Consider the following 15,082-nt stretch of genomic DNA (forward strand, 5'->3'; position numbering starts at 1 on the left):
GTGGAGGACGCCGACGGCTTCCGGGACGCGTTGAAGGCGGTGCTGTGAACGCCGTGGACGGACCGGCCTTCCGCCGTGACCTGTACCGGGGGACCGCTCTCGACTACGACCGTTTCCGCGTGCCGTACCCCGGCGAACTGATCGCCGATCTCCTCCGGCGCGGTGGCGGGCGCCCGGGTGGCCGGGCCCTCGACCTCGCCTGCGGGACCGGCCAGATCGCCTTCGCCGTACGGGAGTTCTTCGCCGAGGTGTGGGCCGTGGACCAGGAACCGGACATGATCGAGGTGGTCCGGGAGAAGGCCGTCGGGGCGACGGATGTGCGGGCGCTGGTCGCGTCCGCCGAGGAACTGGCCGTCCCGGACGGGGCGTTCGACCTGGTCGCGATCGGCAACGCCTTCCACCGGCTGCCCCGGCACCGGATCGCCGAACTCGCCCACGGGTGGCTGCGACCCGGCGGCCGACTGGCGCTGCTCTGGTCGGAGAGTCCGTGGCGCGGCGCGCTGCCGTGGCAGCGGGACCTGGCCGAGGTCGTCACGCGCTGGATGGACCGGGCGGGAGGGCACGAGCGGATCCCCGCGGGCGCCGAGGAGGAGCGCCGGCGGGTCCCGGACCGGGAGGTGCTGGAGGGGGCGGGGTTCGAGGTCCTCGGCAAGTTCTCCTTCGCGGTCCCGCACACCTGGACCCCCGAGGCGCTGGCCGGCAACGTCTTCTCGACCTCGGTGCTGTCCAGGGCGGCCCTCGGCGACCGGGCGCGGGACTTCGAGGCGGACCTGCGGCAGGCGCTGAGCCGGCACGCGGGCCTGACCGAGACGATCGACTTCGCGTACGAACTCGGGAGCAGGGCCGCCGGTTAGTCCGACGGCAGGACGAGCACCAGGGCGCCCTCGGTGCGGCCCGCCTCGGCGAGCCTGTGGGCCTTGGCCGCCTCCGTCAGGGGCAGTGCCGCCCCGACGTGGACGCGGACGCGGGTGTCCGCGAGGAGGGCGGCGACCCTGGCGAGCCGCTCGCCCGAGGGCTGGGCCTCGACGAGCGCGAACCGCATCCCCCGCGCCTCGACGTCCTCCGGGGCCAGGCCCAGGTCGCCGGGGACCGCGGAGATCAGCAGCCCGCCCGGGCGGAGAGTGCCGAGGGTGCGGGGGCCGTAGTTGCCGCCGATCAGGTCCAGCGCCACGTCGATGTCGCGCACGGCCTCGGTGAAGTCGGCGGTCGCGGGGTCGACCAGTACGTCGGCGCCCAGGTCGCGCAGGAAGGGGTGCTGGTCGGCGCGGGCGGTGCCGATGACGTACGCGCCCTCCGCCTTGGCCAGTTGCACCGCGGTGTGGCCCACGCCGCCGGCCGCCGCGTGGATCAGCACCCAGGTGCCCGGCCCGACCCGGGCGATGTCGAGCAGGGCGTGCCAGGCGGTGAGGGCGGCCGTCGGGGCGGCGGCCGCGTGGAGGTGGTCCAGCGTGGCCGGCTTGGGGGCGAGATGGGCGGCGGGCGCGGTGACATGGCCGGCGTAGGCGCCGGCGTCGATCCTGCCGAAGACCGCCTCGCCGGGGCGGAAGCGGGTCACGCCCTCGCCGGTCGCCTCCACCACGCCGGAGACGTCGTGGCCCAGGGTGAACGGAGGGTCGCCGTGCACGGGGGCCGTTCCGGAGCGTGCCAGCAGGTCGACGGCGTTGACGCCCGCGGCCCGGACCCGTACCAGCACCTCGCCCGGGCCGGGTTCGGGCCGCGGCCGCTCCTCGGCCTCCAGCACCTCGGGCCCCCCGAAACGGCGCTGGGTGATCACCTGCGTGCGGGACTGCTGCGGTGCCATCGGGTCTCCTCCAGGGCCGTCGCTCCCCTCCATCCTTGCGCCGACGGACCGGGACGGACACCCCGGGTGACATCGCAGGTCAGCGGGGTGGGACCCGATCCGCCGTCTCAGATAGTAGGAAGTCCGAGTAATTGTGGAGACAGACCGGGTCTCCTCACTTAACTTTGTAGAAGCCGAACGTCTCGCTCGACCAAGCGAATGGCGGTCGTGAGCGCGCCCCGTGCAGGCAACCCCTGCGGCTGCGCTCCCCGCCCACCCGGCGTCTCGTAACCCCTTTTCCGCACTCCCTGATGTCGAAGGAGTCGATTCCTCATGGCCGAGACGACCGCACGCCGCCGAGTCCGTCACACCTCCCGTACGAGCGAGTCCGACCGCAAGAACGCCGCAGCCGCCCTCCAGCGAGCCCTGGACCGCAGGGACAACGGCGGTTCAACCGGTCACTGAACGGCAATACCCCTGATACCGGGAGCCGCACCCGCATGAGGTGCGGCGCGGGCTCACGCCCCGCGCCGCACCTCGAAGTGATCGATGCGCTCACCGCTCTGCGCCAGCGCCGACACCCTGAGCACCGGTCGCGCGCCGCCCTCCGCCTCCACGGACAGCAGCGAGAAGCCCCGGTAGCGCACCCGGGACCACTCCACGGTCTCGGGCTGCTCCGCGTGGGACTTCGTCCACCGGAACGAAGGCACCGAGTCGTGCCGCGTCACATGGCCCTCGTAGCTCTCCTTCACCCCGGACGGGAAGCCGTACAGATCCCGGCCGCCGCCGCCCGCCGTGACGTACACGGTCCCGTCCTTCGTCGGGTCCGTCGACGCACCGATCGGGACCGCCCTGCCCACCCCGCCGTCGCGGACGGCGTCCGTCCGCTCGTACACATGGTTGTGACCGTTGATCACCAGGTCCACCTGGTGCTTGGCGAACAGCGGCAGCCACTCGGCGCGCACCCCGCCGTCGGAGGCGTGCGCGGACGTCGAGTAGGCGCAGTGGTGGAAGAAGACGACGACGAAGTCCACGTCCTTCGCCGAGCGCAGCGCACTCAGCCTGTCGTCCAGCCACCTCGTCTGCTTCCCGCCCGTATAGCCGAAGTTGGCGGGGATCTCGTACGACACGTCGTTCGCGTCCAGCGCCACGAAGCCGACATTGCCGTAGGTGAACGCGTACACCCCCGGCGCCGTCCGCGCGTCGAAGCCGTTGTCGGGGAGGGACCAGCGGGCGAGCTGGCCGCCGTAGCCGTCCGGGGAGTACCAGGCCTCCATGTCGTGGTTGCCGGTCGTCACCATCCAGGGGACCGATCGGGCGACCGGCTCGTTCTGCTTGAGGAACAGGTCCCAGTAGGCGGGGTCGTAGCCGTCCGACTTCTCTCCCCGGCCGTTGGTGTCGGCGTAGCAGATGTCTCCGGCGTGGAGGTGGAAGGCGGGCTTGCGGCCCAGTAGGACGTGGTCGTTGGCGGCCGCGGCCTGGCTGACGCCCTGGTCGCCGAAGGCCGTGAAGACGAACCTCTCGGGGCCGGCGGGGGCCGTGCGGAAGCTCGCGATGGTCCTGCGGTGGGCCGGGGCGGCCGGGTCGAAGCCCTCGTGGCCGACGCCGTAGTAGTAGGTCGTCCCGGGGCGCAGACCGTCCAGGGCCGCGTGCAGGTAGTACTGCTGCAGCGCCGGGCGCACGCCTGTGACGCCGGGGGTGTGCAGACCGCGGACCTCGGCCGTGATCCGCCGGCTCAGGTCGTCGGGCCTGAGGCCGATGCGCACGAACGGCCTTCGCACCGCGAGGGGCACCTGCCAGGACACCCGCATCTGTGTCTTCGGGTCGGCGCCGAAGGCGAGGTGGCGGCCGAAGGGGGAGACGACGGAGCCGTGCACCGCGGAGGCGGAGGGCGACGGGGTCGTCGTACCCCGCGCACCCGTGCCGCCGCCACCGCAGCCCGCGAGCAGTCCGCCCGCGGCCACCGCGCCGGCCGTCACCAGTGTGCGGCGGGGCATCAGCCTCGTCCGCAGGTACTCGTGCTGCTCGGCCATGCTCATCCGGCGCGCGAGCCGCGGCGGGATGCCGACATCGGGTGTGTCCATGAGAACGACCCTTCCCGGCGAATCCCAACGGCCGCCATAGGTAAGGGTGAACGTGCGGTGACGCGTTGACGCTCCGACCCGCCCCGATGTCCGCATGACGGACAGCCCATGTCATCCCATGGGACGAGGAGTAGGGTGCCGACATGTCTCGCAGCATCAATCTCGCAGTGATCCCCGGTGACGGCATCGGCCAGGAGGTCGTGGCGGAAGGTCTGAAGGTCCTCTCCGCCGTCCTTCCGCAGGATGTGAAGCTGGAGACCCAGGACTACGACTTCGGCGCCCGGCGCTACCACGCCACCGGTGAGACCCTCACCGACGCCGACCTCGACTCGCTCAAGAAGCACGACGCGATCCTGCTGGGCGCCATCGGCGACCCCTCGGTCCCGTCCGGCGTGCTGGAGCGCGGCTTCCTGCTCAAGCTCCGCTTCGCCTTCGACCACCACGTCAACCTGCGGCCGTCGAAGCTGCTCCCGGGCGTCGACACGCCGCTGAAGGGCGAGCCCGCGATCGACTTCGTGGTCGTCCGCGAGGGCACCGAGGGCCCCTACACCGGCAACGGCGGCACCATCCGCAAGGGCACCGAGCACGAGATCGCCACCGAGGTCTCCGTGAACACGGCCTTCGGTGTGGAGCGGGTCGTCCGGGACGCCTTCGCCCGCGCCCAGGCCCGTCCGCGCAAGAAGCTCACGCTGGTCCACAAGAACAACGTGCTGACCTTCGCCGGACACCTGTGGACGAACACCTTCAACAAGGTGGCCCAGGAGTTCCCCGAGGTCACCACCGACTACATCCACGTCGACGCGGCGACGATCTACCTCGTCACCGACCCGGCCCGCTTCGACGTGATCGTCACCGACAACCTCTTTGGCGACATCATCACCGACCTCGCCGCGGCCGTCTCCGGCGGCATCGGCGTGGCCGCCTCCGGCAACATCAACCCGTCCGGAGAGTTCCCGTCGATGTTCGAGCCGGTCCACGGCTCCGCGCCCGACATCGCCGGCCAGGGCAAGGCCGACCCCACCGCCACGGTCCTGTCCGTCGCGCTGCTGCTGCGTCACCTCGGCTACGAGGCCGAGGCCGCCCGCATCGACGAGGCGGTCTCCGCCGACCTCGCCGAGCGCACCGGCAAGCCCGCCCGCTCCACGTCGGAGATCGGCGACGCGCTGGCCGTACGAGTAGCCGGCTGACCCCGCCGCCACTCGAAAACCTTCGAAGCCGCCGGGTCACACCGCACCCGGCGGCTTTTCCCATGCCCCCGCCGGATGCCACCATCATCCCCTGGGCCGCATTTCACGCCGTTTCGTCCACGGACCCCCGCTTGAGATAATCGAACGCGGAGCCGCGGAATGAGGGAATGCTCGGACGTCCTAGCACTGGCCACTGACAGTCACGGGCGTGAGCGCGGCCCGTCACTACACAACCGGTGAAGGACAACCACTCATGACGACGCCCACGATCGAGCTCAAGCCCTCCGCCAGCCCGCTCTCCGCCGCCGAGCGCGAGGCGATCCTGGCGAACCCCGGGTTCGGCCGCCACTTCACCGACCACATGGTGACGATCAAGTGGACCGAGGGCCGCGGCTGGCACGACGGCCAGCTCGTCCCGTACGCCCCGATCTCCCTCGACCCGGCCACCATGGTCCTGCACTACGCGCAGGAGATCTTCGAGGGCCTCAAGGCCTACCGCCAGCCCGACGGCTCGGTCGCCACCTTCCGTCCGGAGAAGAACGCCGAGCGCTTCCAGCGCTCCGCACACCGCCTCGGCATGCCCGAGCTGCCCGTCGAGACCTTCATCGAGGCGTGTGACGCGCTGGTCCAGCAGGACAAGGCGTGGGTGCCCGCGCACGGCGGCGAGGAGTCCCTCTACCTGCGCCCGTTCATGATCGCGACCGAGGTCGGCCTGGGTGTGAAGCCCGCCAACGAGTACCTCTTCCTGGTCATCGCCTCTCCCGCCGGCGCGTACTTCCCGGGTGGCGTGAAGCCGGTCTCCATCTGGCTCTCCGAGGACCGCGTCCGCGCCGTCCCCGGCGGCATGGGCGACGCCAAGACCGGCGGCAACTACGCGGCCTCCCTGCTCGCCCAGGCCGAGGCCGCTGCCAAGGGCTGCGACCAGGTCTGCTACCTCGACGCGGTCGAGCACAAGTGGGTCGAGGAACTGGGCGGCATGAACCTGTACTTCGTGTACGGGGACAGGATCGTCACCCCCTCGCTGACCGGCTCCATCCTGGAGGGCGTCACCCGCGACTCCCTGCTCACCGTCGCCCGCGACCTCGGCTACGCGTCCGAGGAGGGCCGCGTCTCCATCGACCAGTGGCAGACGGACGCCGAGAACGGCACCCTCACCGAGGTCTTCGCCTGCGGTACGGCGGCCGTCATCACCCCCGTCGGCACGGTCAAGCGCGCGAGCACCGAGTGGCAGCAGGCGGGCGGCGAGCCCGGCGAGGTCACCCTGAAGCTGCGCGAGGCGCTGCTCGACATCCAGCGGGGCACGTCCGAGGACAAGCACGGCTGGATGCACCGGCTCGGCTAGCCGGACCGCCGGTCGCACACCGGCTCTCGGTCAGGGGCGCAGTGCCTTCCCCGTGCGGGCGTTCGCGGTTCCGCGCGGCACGGGGAAGGTGACCCCCGGTTTGAGTGACGCTCAATGTGATGCCTCCCTCGATGCTCACCAAGCGTTCCTATAGAGAGGTTCTTCATTTAGAGTGCCGTTCAAAGGAGGACGGCACCATGAGACTCACCCCCACGGAACGCGACCGGCTGCTGCTCTTCGGGGCCGCCGAGCTGGCCCGGGCCAGAAGGGCACGCGGCCTCAGGCTCAACGTGCCGGAGGCGACCGCGCTCATCGCGGACACCGTGTGCGAGGCTGCCCGGGACGGCAAACGGCTCGCGGAGGCGATCGAGGCGGCGCGCCGTGTGCTCGGCCCCGACGACGTCCTGCCCGGCGTCGCCGACGTCGTCACGGAGGTACATGTCGAGGCCGTCTTCGACGACGGTTCACGACTGGCCGTGGTGAGCGACCCGATCGGCGGCGGACTGGGTGCGGACGCGCCGGGCGCGCTGCTGCCGGGGCCCGCGCACACCGACCCCGAGGCGGTCGTACGGCTCACCGTCACCAACACCGCGACGGTGCCGGTCTCGGTCACCTCCCACTTCCACTTCTTCGAGGCCAACCCGCGCCTGGACTTCGCACGCGCCGAGGCCTACGGCATGCGGCTCGCCGTCCCCGCCGGGTCGTCGGTGCGGTTCGGGCCGGGGGAGTCGCTGGATGTCGGCCTGGTGCCGATCGGCGGCGCCCGGGTCGCCGTCGGCTTCGCCGGGCTCGTCGACGGGCCGCTGGACGCGTCCGGCGCCCGCGAGGAGGCGCTGCGCCGCGCCGCCGCATGCGGCTACCTCGGAGTGCCGGGGGCGAGGGAGGACTCCGGCGGGCCGGAGACCGGTGTGACGGACGCGTCCGGTGACGAGGAGGCCGTGCGATGAGCCGCCCCGGAGGCCACCCCGCCGAGGCCCGCCGCCTCACCCCGTACGAGTACGCGGCCACCCACGGCCCCCGGGCCGGCGACCGCATCCGGCTCGGCGACTCGGGGCTGACGATCCGGGTCGAGTCCGACTCGCAGCGCTACGGCGATGAGTTCCTCGCCGGCTTCGGGAAGACCGCCCGCGACGGACTGCACCTCAGGGCCGCCGCCGTCCGGGAGACCTGTGACGTCGTCATCAGCAACGTCGTCGTGATCGACGCGGTGCTCGGCATCCGGAAGGTGTCCATCGGGATCCGGGAGGGACGGATCTCGGCCATCGGCCGGGCCGGGAACCCCGACACCCTCGACGGGGTCGACGTCGTGGTCGGCACGGGGACGTCGATCGTGTCCGGCGAGGGGCTGATCGCCACCGCCGGGGCCGTGGACACCCATGTCCATCTGCTGTCGCCGCGCGTCATGGAGGCCTCGCTCGCCTCCGGCGTCACCACGATCATCGGCCAGGAGTTCGGTCCGGTCTGGGGTGTCGGCGTCAACTCGCCGTGGGCGCTGCGGCACGCGTTCAGCGCCTTCGACGCCTGGCCGGTCAACATCGGCTTCCTCGGCCGGGGTTCGTCCTCCCACCCGGCGCCCCTGGTCGAGGCGCTGGCCGAGGGCGGGGCGAGCGGCTTCAAGGTGCACGAGGACATGGGCGCCCACACCCGGGCGCTGGACACGGCGTTGCGGGTGGCCGAGGAACACGACGTCCAGGTCGCCCTGCACAGCGACGGGCTGAACGAGTGCCTGTCGGTCGAGGACACCCTGCGGGTGCTGGAGGGCCGCACCATCCACGCCTTCCACATCGAGGGCTGCGGCGGCGGACACGTCCCGAACGTCCTGAAGATGGCCGGCGTCCCGAACGTCATCGGTTCCTCCACCAACCCCACCCTGCCCTTCGGCCGGGACGCCGTCGCCGAGCACTACGGCATGATCGTCTCCGTCCACGACCTCAAGCCCGACCTGCCGGGCGACGCGGCGATGGCCCGTGACCGCATCCGCGCCGGGACGATGGGTGCCGAGGACGTGCTGCACGACCTGGGCGCGATCGGCATCACCTCCTCCGACGCGCAGGGCATGGGCCGGGCCGGCGAGACCGTGCGCCGCACCTTCGCCATGGCCGGGAAGATGAAGGCCGAGTTCGGCGCGCCCGAGGAGCACGACAACGAGCGCGTCCTGCGCTACATCGCCAAGCTGACCGTCAACCCGGCCGTCGCGCACGGGCTTTCGCACGAGGTCGGCTCGATCGAGGTGGGCAAGCTGGCCGACATCGTGCTGTGGCGCCCGGAGTACTTCGGCGCCAAGCCGCAGCTCGTGCTGAAGTCCGGCTTCCCCGCGTACGGCGTCGTCGGCGACCCCGGCGCGGCCACCGACACCTGTGAACCGCTCGTCCTGGGGCCGCAGTTCGGCGCGCACGGCGCCAGCCCCGCCGACATCTCCGTGGCGTTCGTCGCGCAGGCCGCCCTCGACCAGGGCAACGACCGTGTGCCGACCCGGCGGCGCAGGGTCGCCGTCCGAGGCACCCGCGGCATCGGACCCGCCGACCTGCGCCGCAACTCCCGTACCGGAGCGGTGGAGGTGGACCAGCGCACCGGGCTCGTCACCCTCGACGGAGAGCCGATCCGCTCCGAACCGGCCGACTCGGTCTCCCTCAACCGCCTCTACTTCCTCTAAGGACCTCCGATGACCGCTGCCGCCGACGGCTTCCGCATGCCCGCCGAATGGGCCCCGCACCAGCGCACCTGGATGGCGTGGCCGGGGCCCAACCCGACCTTCGACGACCCGGACGACCTCATCGCCTCCCGCATGGCCTGGGCCTCCGTGGCCCGCGCGATCCTCCGCTTCGAACCGGTGACGGTCGTGTGCGGACCGGGTCAGTCGGCGGCCGCGCAGGCGCTGCTGGGCCCCGGCGTCGACACCGTGGAGCGCGATCTCGACGACGCCTGGATGCGGGACATCGGGCCGACCTTCCTCACCGACGGGCGTGAACTGGCCGCCGTGGACTGGACGTTCAACGGCTGGGGCGCCCAGAGCTGGGCACGCTGGGAGCACGACGCGAAGATCGCCGCGTATGTGGCGGACCTCGCCGGTTCCGCCCGGACGTACGCCTCGAAGCTGGTGAACGAGGGCGGCGCCATCCATGTCGACGGCGAGGGCACCGTCCTGCTCACGGAGACGGTCCAGCTCGGTCCCGAGCGCAATCCCGGGTGGACGCGGGAGGAGGTCGAGGCGGAGATCCACGGGATGCTCGGCACCCGCAAGGCGATCTGGCTGCCGCGCGGTCTGACCGGTGACTATCCTCCGCACGGCTTCGGGACCCTCGGGCACGTCGACATCGTGGCCGCCTTCGCCCGCCCCGGTGTCGTTCTCGCGCACCACCAGCCGGACCCGGCGCACCCCGACCACGAGGTCACCAAGGAGGTCATCGGGCTGCTCAAGGCCCAGACCGACGCGCGCGGGCGGCGGCTCGAGGTCGTCGAGGTTCCCGCCCCGAGCGTCCTGGAGGCCGACGGCCACTGGGCCGACTACTCCTACATCAACCACTACCTCTGCAACGGCGGCGTCGTGCTCTGCGGCTTCGACGACCCGCGCGACGAGATCGCGGCCGGCATCTTCCGCCGCCTCTTCCCCGAGCGCACGGTGACCCTGGTGGACGCCCGGACGATCTTCTCCGGTGGCGGCGGCATCCACTGCGTCACCCAGCAGCAGCCGCGGGTGGGCGTCCGGTAGAACGTACGGGTGAACGTGCTGATCTGTGCCGTCCGCGGAGCCCGGCCGACCGAGCCGCCGTGTGCCCTGCCGGACGTACCGCCCCGCCCGGAGCGCGACGGCGGCAAGTACCCCGACGGCCCGCGCCCCGCCCCCGCGACCGTGCGGCGCGGCGGGCCCTACGAGGCCCCCTCCCTGTCCGGTGCGGTCAGGGTGGCCGCCGTATGAGCGCGCCCCGGCGCACCCCCGCCCCGCCGCGCGAGCGCATTCTCGCCGCCGCCACGGAGATGATCGCCGAGCGCGGACTGGAGAAGCTGACCATGGCCGCTCTCGGCCGTGAGGTCGGTATGAGCAGCGGGCATCTGATCTACTACTTCGGCTCCAAGGACGAGCTGCTGCTGCAGACCCTGGAGTGGAGCGAGGGCCGGCTCGGGGCCGACCGGGGGCGCCTGCTGGGCCGTAGCGGACCGGTGCGTGAGCGGATCGACGCGTACGTGGATCTCTACGTCCCCGACGGGCACCGCGATCCGCACTGGACCCTGTGGCTGGAGGTCTGGAACCGCTCGCAGAACGCCGACGACGACGCCCGCGACCGGCAGGCCGCGATCGAGGGTGTCTGGCACCGGGACCTGGTGGCGCTGATCGCGGAGGGCGTCTCGCGGGGCGAGTTCCGCCCCGTCGACCCGGATCGCTGCGCCACCCGGCTGCGGGCCCTGCTGGACGGCTTCTCCGTGCATGTGGCCGTGGGCCTGCGGGGCTGGGACCGGGCGCAAGTTCTCGGCCACGTACGGGAGTTCCTGGACGAGAGCCTCCTCGCGGACGCGTGACCTTCCGCCCGGGTTGTACGCAACAAGGCCGATTGACCCTGTGGACAGTGGTGCGCTTGCCTCGAAACAGCCCTCGGCGCGGGGCCGGGGGACAGCGTCAACGGGGACCACAGGGGGAGACCATGACCAGAGCCGCCGCATGGCGGAGACCGGCCGCGGGTGTCGTGGGCGCGGCACTGCTGCTCGCGCTCACCGCCACCACCACGTCCGCCGCACCGCACCCACCCCGCGTCCAGCGGGTCAGCACCGCCGCCGACGGCAGCCAGGCCGACGGGGCGTCGAACGACGCGGCGATCAGTGCTGACGGCCGCCGAACCGTGTTCGTGTCGGCCGCCCCGAGCCTCGGCTGCGCGGACTTCTCCCCGTGCCTGCTCGTGAAGGACACGGCCACCGGCACGCTCACCAGGATCGACCTCGGCAGCGGGTACCTCTACAGCTCGCCGATGCCCAGCGCCGACGGAAGCCGTATCGGATACTCGGCCGGGACCCGCTTCCTGGCCCCGTACCTCTACGACCGCGCCACCGGCCGCTCCGAGCGCTTGTGGCCGCAAAACCCGCCCGGCTCCAACGAGTTGGGCCGCGTGCAGTCGATCAGCCCGGACGGCACCCATGTCGCGTACACCATCGGCAACCGCAACGGCCCCCAGGCGTACCGGCTGCTGTACGTGCGCGACACGGCCACCGGCACCGACGAACTGGTCTCACCGGCCGAGGAGGGCCCGAAGCCCGCGGCCTCGGTGAGCGGCGACGGCGAGCGGGTCGCCTACCAGCTCCAGGGCGACGAACAGGACCCGGCGGACGTCTTCGTCAAGGATCGGACGACCGGTGAGCGCGTCCAGGTCGACACGGGTCTCGGCGTCGCCGAACTGGTCCGTGTCACCGCGGACGGCCGCCGCGTCCTGTTCAACGCCGAGGGCGGGGTCTACGTCCACGACCTGCGCACCGGCACCTCCGAGCGGGTGGCCGAGGGGCGGGCCTTCTCTGCCACGGCGGACGGCCGGTACGCCGTGGTCTCGGACGACGACGGCGTCCGGGTGCGCGACCTCGGGACGGGCCGGTTCGGGGCCGCCCTTCCACGGGACGCCCAGGAGGGGCCGGACGCGCTGACCGCCAAGGGGTCCTCGGTGGTGTTCAGCTCCGACGCGTCCTCCCTGGTGCCCGGCGACACCAACAAGGAGTCGGACGTGTTCGTCTTCTCCGGCGAGCTCTCCGGGCACCCGGCCCCGATGCCCTCCGTCACCGAACGGATCAGCCTGACCCGGGACGGACAGCAACGGTCCGGGGCGTCGCACGATCCGGTGATGGGCGAGGGCCGGGTTGTCTCCTTCACCTCTGAGAGCACCTCCGGGAGCGCCCCGGGGAGCACCGACGTCTTCGTCAACACGTTCGGCGACCTCCTCTCGCAGGTGAACTCCGAGACACAGGTCCCCTCCCACGAGGCGACCCCCTGCTCCAGCGGACGCATGGTCGGCTATGTGGCCCCGAGCGCCTCCGACGGCGCCCCGGAGGTCTTCATCCGCAACCGCCCGGTCGGCAAACTGACCGGACTCCACTCCTACCAGGGCGTCCGCTTCACCTGGATGGGACAGCCCGCCGAGGACCCCACCTGCCAGTGGATCACCTACACGGCGACCCTGCCCGCCACCGCCACCGACCCGCACCCCCGGCCGCGGGTCTACCGCGTCCGTTTCTACGACGACAGTACCGACCTGGTCAGCGCCCCCACGGGCGAGGCGGCAGGCCACCCGTCGATCAGCTACGACGGCCGCTACATCGCCTTCGAGCAGGGCGGGAACGTCTACGTCCGCGACCTGGACACCGGCGTCCTGGAGCGGGCAGCCGAGCACGCGTCGGCTCCCTCGCTCAGCCAGGACGGCCGCAGGATCGCCTTCCAGCAGGGCCGTGAGGTCCGTGTGCGCGACCTCGACACCGGGGCGACGACCCGGGTCAGGGGCACGCAGCCCTCGCTCTCCGGGGACGGCACGAGCGTCGCGTACACGTCCCGGTGCTCCGTCTATCTCCTCGACATCGCCACCGGGCACCGGCAGTTGATCAGCGTCGACCGCTGGGGCGGCCGCAACGACCTTCCGGCCGGCCACCCCGCCGTCAACACCGACGGCACGGTCGTCGCCTTCGAGTCGGCATCACCCGATCTGGTGCGGGGGGACACCAACCACGTCGCGGACATCTTCCTGCGGACCGTTTCATGACACGGATGTGATCGACCGCATCCTGAGACAACGGTGAGCGGAGCGCGGAGGCTGTGCCAGACTGCCTCCGTGCTCTCGTTCGCCATGATTATTGGCAGCAGGCGCGCCGGTCCGCAGTGACCGTCACGTACGACCAGGTACGGGCGGACACCGTCGTCCTCGACCCGCGCGCAGACCTCTCGCACCCGCGAGAGGTTTTTCGCTTTTCTGGCCCACCTTCAGCCGGAGGCAAAGCGCGAGGGATCACGGGAGGACGGTGGAGCCGGTCATTCCGGTAACGACATATCCACTGGGATCCAACACAGGAGCCTTGACACCATGACCGCAACCAGCGAGCTCGACGATTCGTTCCACGTCTTCGACACCACCCTGCGCGACGGCGCGCAGCGCGAGGGCATCAACCTCACCGTCGCCGACAAGCTCGCGATCGCACGGCACCTGGACGACTTCGGCGTGGGCTTCATCGAGGGCGGCTGGCCCGGCGCCAACCCGCGGGACACCGAGTTCTTCGCGCGCGCCCGCCAGGAGATCGACTTCCGGCACGCCCAGCTCGTCGCGTTCGGCGCGACCCGCCGCGCCGGCGCCAAGGCGAGCGAGGACCCGCAGGTCAAGGCGCTCCTGGACTCGGGCGCCGAGGTGGTCACCCTGGTGGCCAAGTCCCACGACCGCCACGTCGAACTCGCGCTGCGCACGACCCTCGACGAGAACCTCGCCATGGTCAGTGACACGGTGTCCTACCTGGCCTCCCAGGGCCGTCGCGTCTTCGTCGACTGCGAGCACTTCTTCGACGGCTACCGGGCGAACCCGGAGTACGCGAAGGCGGTCGTACGATCGGCATCGGACGCCGGCGCCTCCGTCGTCATCCTGTGCGACACCAACGGCGGCATGCTCCCGGCCCAGGTCCAGGCCGTGGTCTCGACGGTTCTCGCCGACACCGGCGCCCGCCTGGGCATCCACGCCCAGGACGACACCGGCTGCGCGGTCGCCAACACCCTCGCCGCCGTGGACGCGGGCGCGACCCACGTCCAGTGCACGGCCAACGGCTACGGCGAGCGCGTCGGCAACGCCAACCTCTTCCCGGTCGTCGCGGCCCTGGAACTGAAGTACGGCAAGAAGGTCCTCCCCGACGGCAGGCTCCGCGAGATGACGAGGATCTCGCACGCCATCGCGGAGGTCGTCAACCTCACGCCCTCCACCCACCAGCCCTATGTGGGTGTCTCGGCCTTCGCCCACAAGGCGGGCCTGCACGCATCCGCGATCAAGGTCGACCCGGACCTGTACCAGCACATCGACCCGGAGCAGGTCGGCAACACCATGCGGATGCTGGTCTCCGACATGGCGGGCCGCGCCTCGGTCGAGCTCAAGGGCAAGGAACTCGGCGTCGACCTGGGCGGCGACCGCGAGGTGGTGGGCCGGGTCGTGGAGCGGGTGAAGGAGCGCGAGCTCAAGGGCTACACCTACGAGGCGGCCGACGCGAGCTTCGAACTGCTCCTGCGCGCCGAGGTCCAGGGCAAGCCCCTGCGCTACTTCCAGGTCGAGTCCTGGCGGGCGATCGTCGAGGACCGCCCCGACGGCACCCACGCCAACGAGGCCACGGTCAAGCTCTTCGCCAAGGGCGAGCGCATCGTCGCCACCGCCGAGGGCAACGGCCCGGTCAACGCCCTCGACCGCGCCCTGCGCGTGGCGCTCGAGAAGATCTACCCCCAGCTCGCCAAGCTCGACCTGGTCGACTACAAGGTCCGCATCCTCGAGGGCGTCCACGGCACCGAGTCCACCACCCGCGTCCTGATCTCCACCTCCGACGGTGCGGCCGAATGGTCCACGGTCGGCGTCGCGGAGAACGTGATCGCCGCGTCCTGGCAGGCCCTGGAGGACGCTTACACGTACGGGCTGCTGCGGGCCGGGGTGGAGCCCGCGGAGTAACTCCACCGGTCGGCGGGGGCCTTCGTCCGGCGAGGCTCCCG

At 71.7% G+C, this 15,082-nt stretch carries 13 protein-coding genes; 11 read left to right on the forward strand and 2 right to left on the reverse strand.

Features of this window, described 5'->3' with window-relative positions:
• Window positions 1-44: 44 nt before the first annotated feature.
• Window positions 45-854, forward strand: coding sequence for a class I SAM-dependent methyltransferase (locus tag ACWCQ1_RS09530; RefSeq protein WP_165954996.1), 810 nt, complete (start codon window positions 45-47; stop codon window positions 852-854).
• On the opposite strand, the gene ACWCQ1_RS09535 is transcribed toward ACWCQ1_RS09530, so the two are convergent.
• Window positions 851-1,801, reverse strand: coding sequence for a quinone oxidoreductase family protein (locus ACWCQ1_RS09535; protein WP_358595544.1), 951 nt, complete (start codon window positions 1,799-1,801; stop codon window positions 851-853). The genes ACWCQ1_RS09530 and ACWCQ1_RS09535 overlap by 4 nt on opposite strands.
• A 312-nt stretch (window positions 1,802-2,113) precedes the next feature.
• Here ACWCQ1_RS09535 and ACWCQ1_RS09540 point away from each other — a divergent pair, with 312 nt between their 5' ends.
• Window positions 2,114-2,245, forward strand: coding sequence for a hypothetical protein (locus ACWCQ1_RS09540; protein ID WP_020121043.1), 132 nt, complete (start codon window positions 2,114-2,116; stop codon window positions 2,243-2,245).
• Between the two features lie 53 nt (window positions 2,246-2,298).
• Here the strand turns inward: ACWCQ1_RS09540 and ACWCQ1_RS09545 are convergent, their stop codons facing one another.
• Window positions 2,299-3,864 (reverse strand): purple acid phosphatase family protein, encoded by a 1,566-nt coding sequence (locus tag ACWCQ1_RS09545; RefSeq protein ID WP_358595548.1) that lies wholly within the window; start codon window positions 3,862-3,864, stop codon window positions 2,299-2,301.
• Between the two features lie 143 nt (window positions 3,865-4,007).
• Between ACWCQ1_RS09545 and ACWCQ1_RS09550 the strand changes: the two genes are divergently transcribed.
• The 9 genes from ACWCQ1_RS09550 to cimA all read left to right on the forward strand — a co-directional run bounded on the left by ACWCQ1_RS09550 (window position 4,008) and on the right by cimA (window position 15,041).
• Window positions 4,008-5,051, forward strand: a complete 1,044-nt coding sequence (locus ACWCQ1_RS09550; RefSeq protein ID WP_133046721.1) for a 3-isopropylmalate dehydrogenase — start codon at window positions 4,008-4,010, stop codon at window positions 5,049-5,051.
• A 253-nt stretch (window positions 5,052-5,304) separates the two neighbouring features.
• Window positions 5,305-6,393 (forward strand): branched-chain amino acid aminotransferase, encoded by a 1,089-nt coding sequence (locus tag ACWCQ1_RS09555; RefSeq protein WP_133046722.1) that lies wholly within the window; start codon window positions 5,305-5,307, stop codon window positions 6,391-6,393.
• Window positions 6,394-6,590: 197 nt separating this feature from the next.
• Window positions 6,591-7,340 carry an urease subunit gamma gene (gene ureA, locus ACWCQ1_RS09560; protein WP_451026193.1) on the forward strand — a complete coding sequence of 250 codons (750 nt, stop codon included), beginning with the start codon at window positions 6,591-6,593 and terminating at the stop codon, window positions 7,338-7,340.
• Window positions 7,337-9,046, forward strand: a complete 1,710-nt coding sequence (locus ACWCQ1_RS09565) for an urease subunit alpha (RefSeq protein WP_451026194.1) — start codon at window positions 7,337-7,339, stop codon at window positions 9,044-9,046. The genes ureA and ACWCQ1_RS09565 overlap by 4 nt, the downstream gene beginning before the upstream one ends.
• Before the next feature lie 9 nt (window positions 9,047-9,055).
• Window positions 9,056-10,102, forward strand: coding sequence for an agmatine deiminase family protein (locus ACWCQ1_RS09570; RefSeq protein ID WP_358595561.1), 1,047 nt, complete (start codon window positions 9,056-9,058; stop codon window positions 10,100-10,102).
• A gap of 9 nt (window positions 10,103-10,111) precedes the next feature.
• On the forward strand, window positions 10,112-10,309 hold the full coding sequence (locus ACWCQ1_RS09575; protein WP_358595564.1) for a hypothetical protein: 198 nt from the start codon (window positions 10,112-10,114) through the stop codon (window positions 10,307-10,309).
• On the forward strand, window positions 10,306-10,908 hold the full coding sequence (locus tag ACWCQ1_RS09580; protein WP_451026195.1) for a TetR/AcrR family transcriptional regulator: 603 nt from the start codon (window positions 10,306-10,308) through the stop codon (window positions 10,906-10,908). The genes ACWCQ1_RS09575 and ACWCQ1_RS09580 overlap by 4 nt, the downstream gene beginning before the upstream one ends.
• A gap of 122 nt (window positions 10,909-11,030) precedes the next feature.
• Window positions 11,031-13,118: a TolB family protein gene (locus ACWCQ1_RS09585; RefSeq protein ID WP_451026196.1), complete on the forward strand. Its 2,088-nt coding sequence runs from the start codon at window positions 11,031-11,033 to the stop codon at window positions 13,116-13,118.
• 318 nt (window positions 13,119-13,436) lie between these two features.
• Window positions 13,437-15,041 (forward strand): citramalate synthase, encoded by a 1,605-nt coding sequence (gene cimA / locus ACWCQ1_RS09590; RefSeq protein WP_358595570.1) that lies wholly within the window; start codon window positions 13,437-13,439, stop codon window positions 15,039-15,041.
• The last annotated feature ends 41 nt before the right edge of the window (window positions 15,042-15,082 follow it).

It is taken from the genome of Streptomyces sp. NPDC002144, assembly GCF_053593695.1.

Excerpts from the sequence above, each read along its gene's own strand:
- ACWCQ1_RS09540 (WP_020121043.1), top strand. The coding sequence starts at position 2,114 with ATGGCCGAGACGACCGCACGCCGCCGAGTCCGTCACACCTCCCGTACG.
- ACWCQ1_RS09555 (WP_133046722.1), top strand. The coding sequence starts at position 5,305 with ATGACGACGCCCACGATCGAGCTCAAGCCCTCCGCCAGCCCGCTCTCC.
- ACWCQ1_RS09535 (WP_358595544.1), bottom strand. The coding sequence starts at position 1,801 with ATGGCACCGCAGCAGTCCCGCACGCAGGTGATCACCCAGCGCCGTTTC.
- ureA (WP_451026193.1), top strand. The coding sequence starts at position 6,591 with ATGAGACTCACCCCCACGGAACGCGACCGGCTGCTGCTCTTCGGGGCC.
- ACWCQ1_RS09580 (WP_451026195.1), top strand. The coding sequence starts at position 10,306 with ATGAGCGCGCCCCGGCGCACCCCCGCCCCGCCGCGCGAGCGCATTCTC.
- cimA (WP_358595570.1), top strand. The coding sequence starts at position 13,437 with ATGACCGCAACCAGCGAGCTCGACGATTCGTTCCACGTCTTCGACACC.
- ACWCQ1_RS09550 (WP_133046721.1), top strand. The coding sequence starts at position 4,008 with ATGTCTCGCAGCATCAATCTCGCAGTGATCCCCGGTGACGGCATCGGC.
- ACWCQ1_RS09545 (WP_358595548.1), bottom strand. The coding sequence starts at position 3,864 with ATGGACACACCCGATGTCGGCATCCCGCCGCGGCTCGCGCGCCGGATG.
- ACWCQ1_RS09570 (WP_358595561.1), top strand. The coding sequence starts at position 9,056 with ATGACCGCTGCCGCCGACGGCTTCCGCATGCCCGCCGAATGGGCCCCG.
- ACWCQ1_RS09585 (WP_451026196.1), top strand. The coding sequence starts at position 11,031 with ATGACCAGAGCCGCCGCATGGCGGAGACCGGCCGCGGGTGTCGTGGGC.
- ACWCQ1_RS09565 (WP_451026194.1), top strand. The coding sequence starts at position 7,337 with ATGAGCCGCCCCGGAGGCCACCCCGCCGAGGCCCGCCGCCTCACCCCG.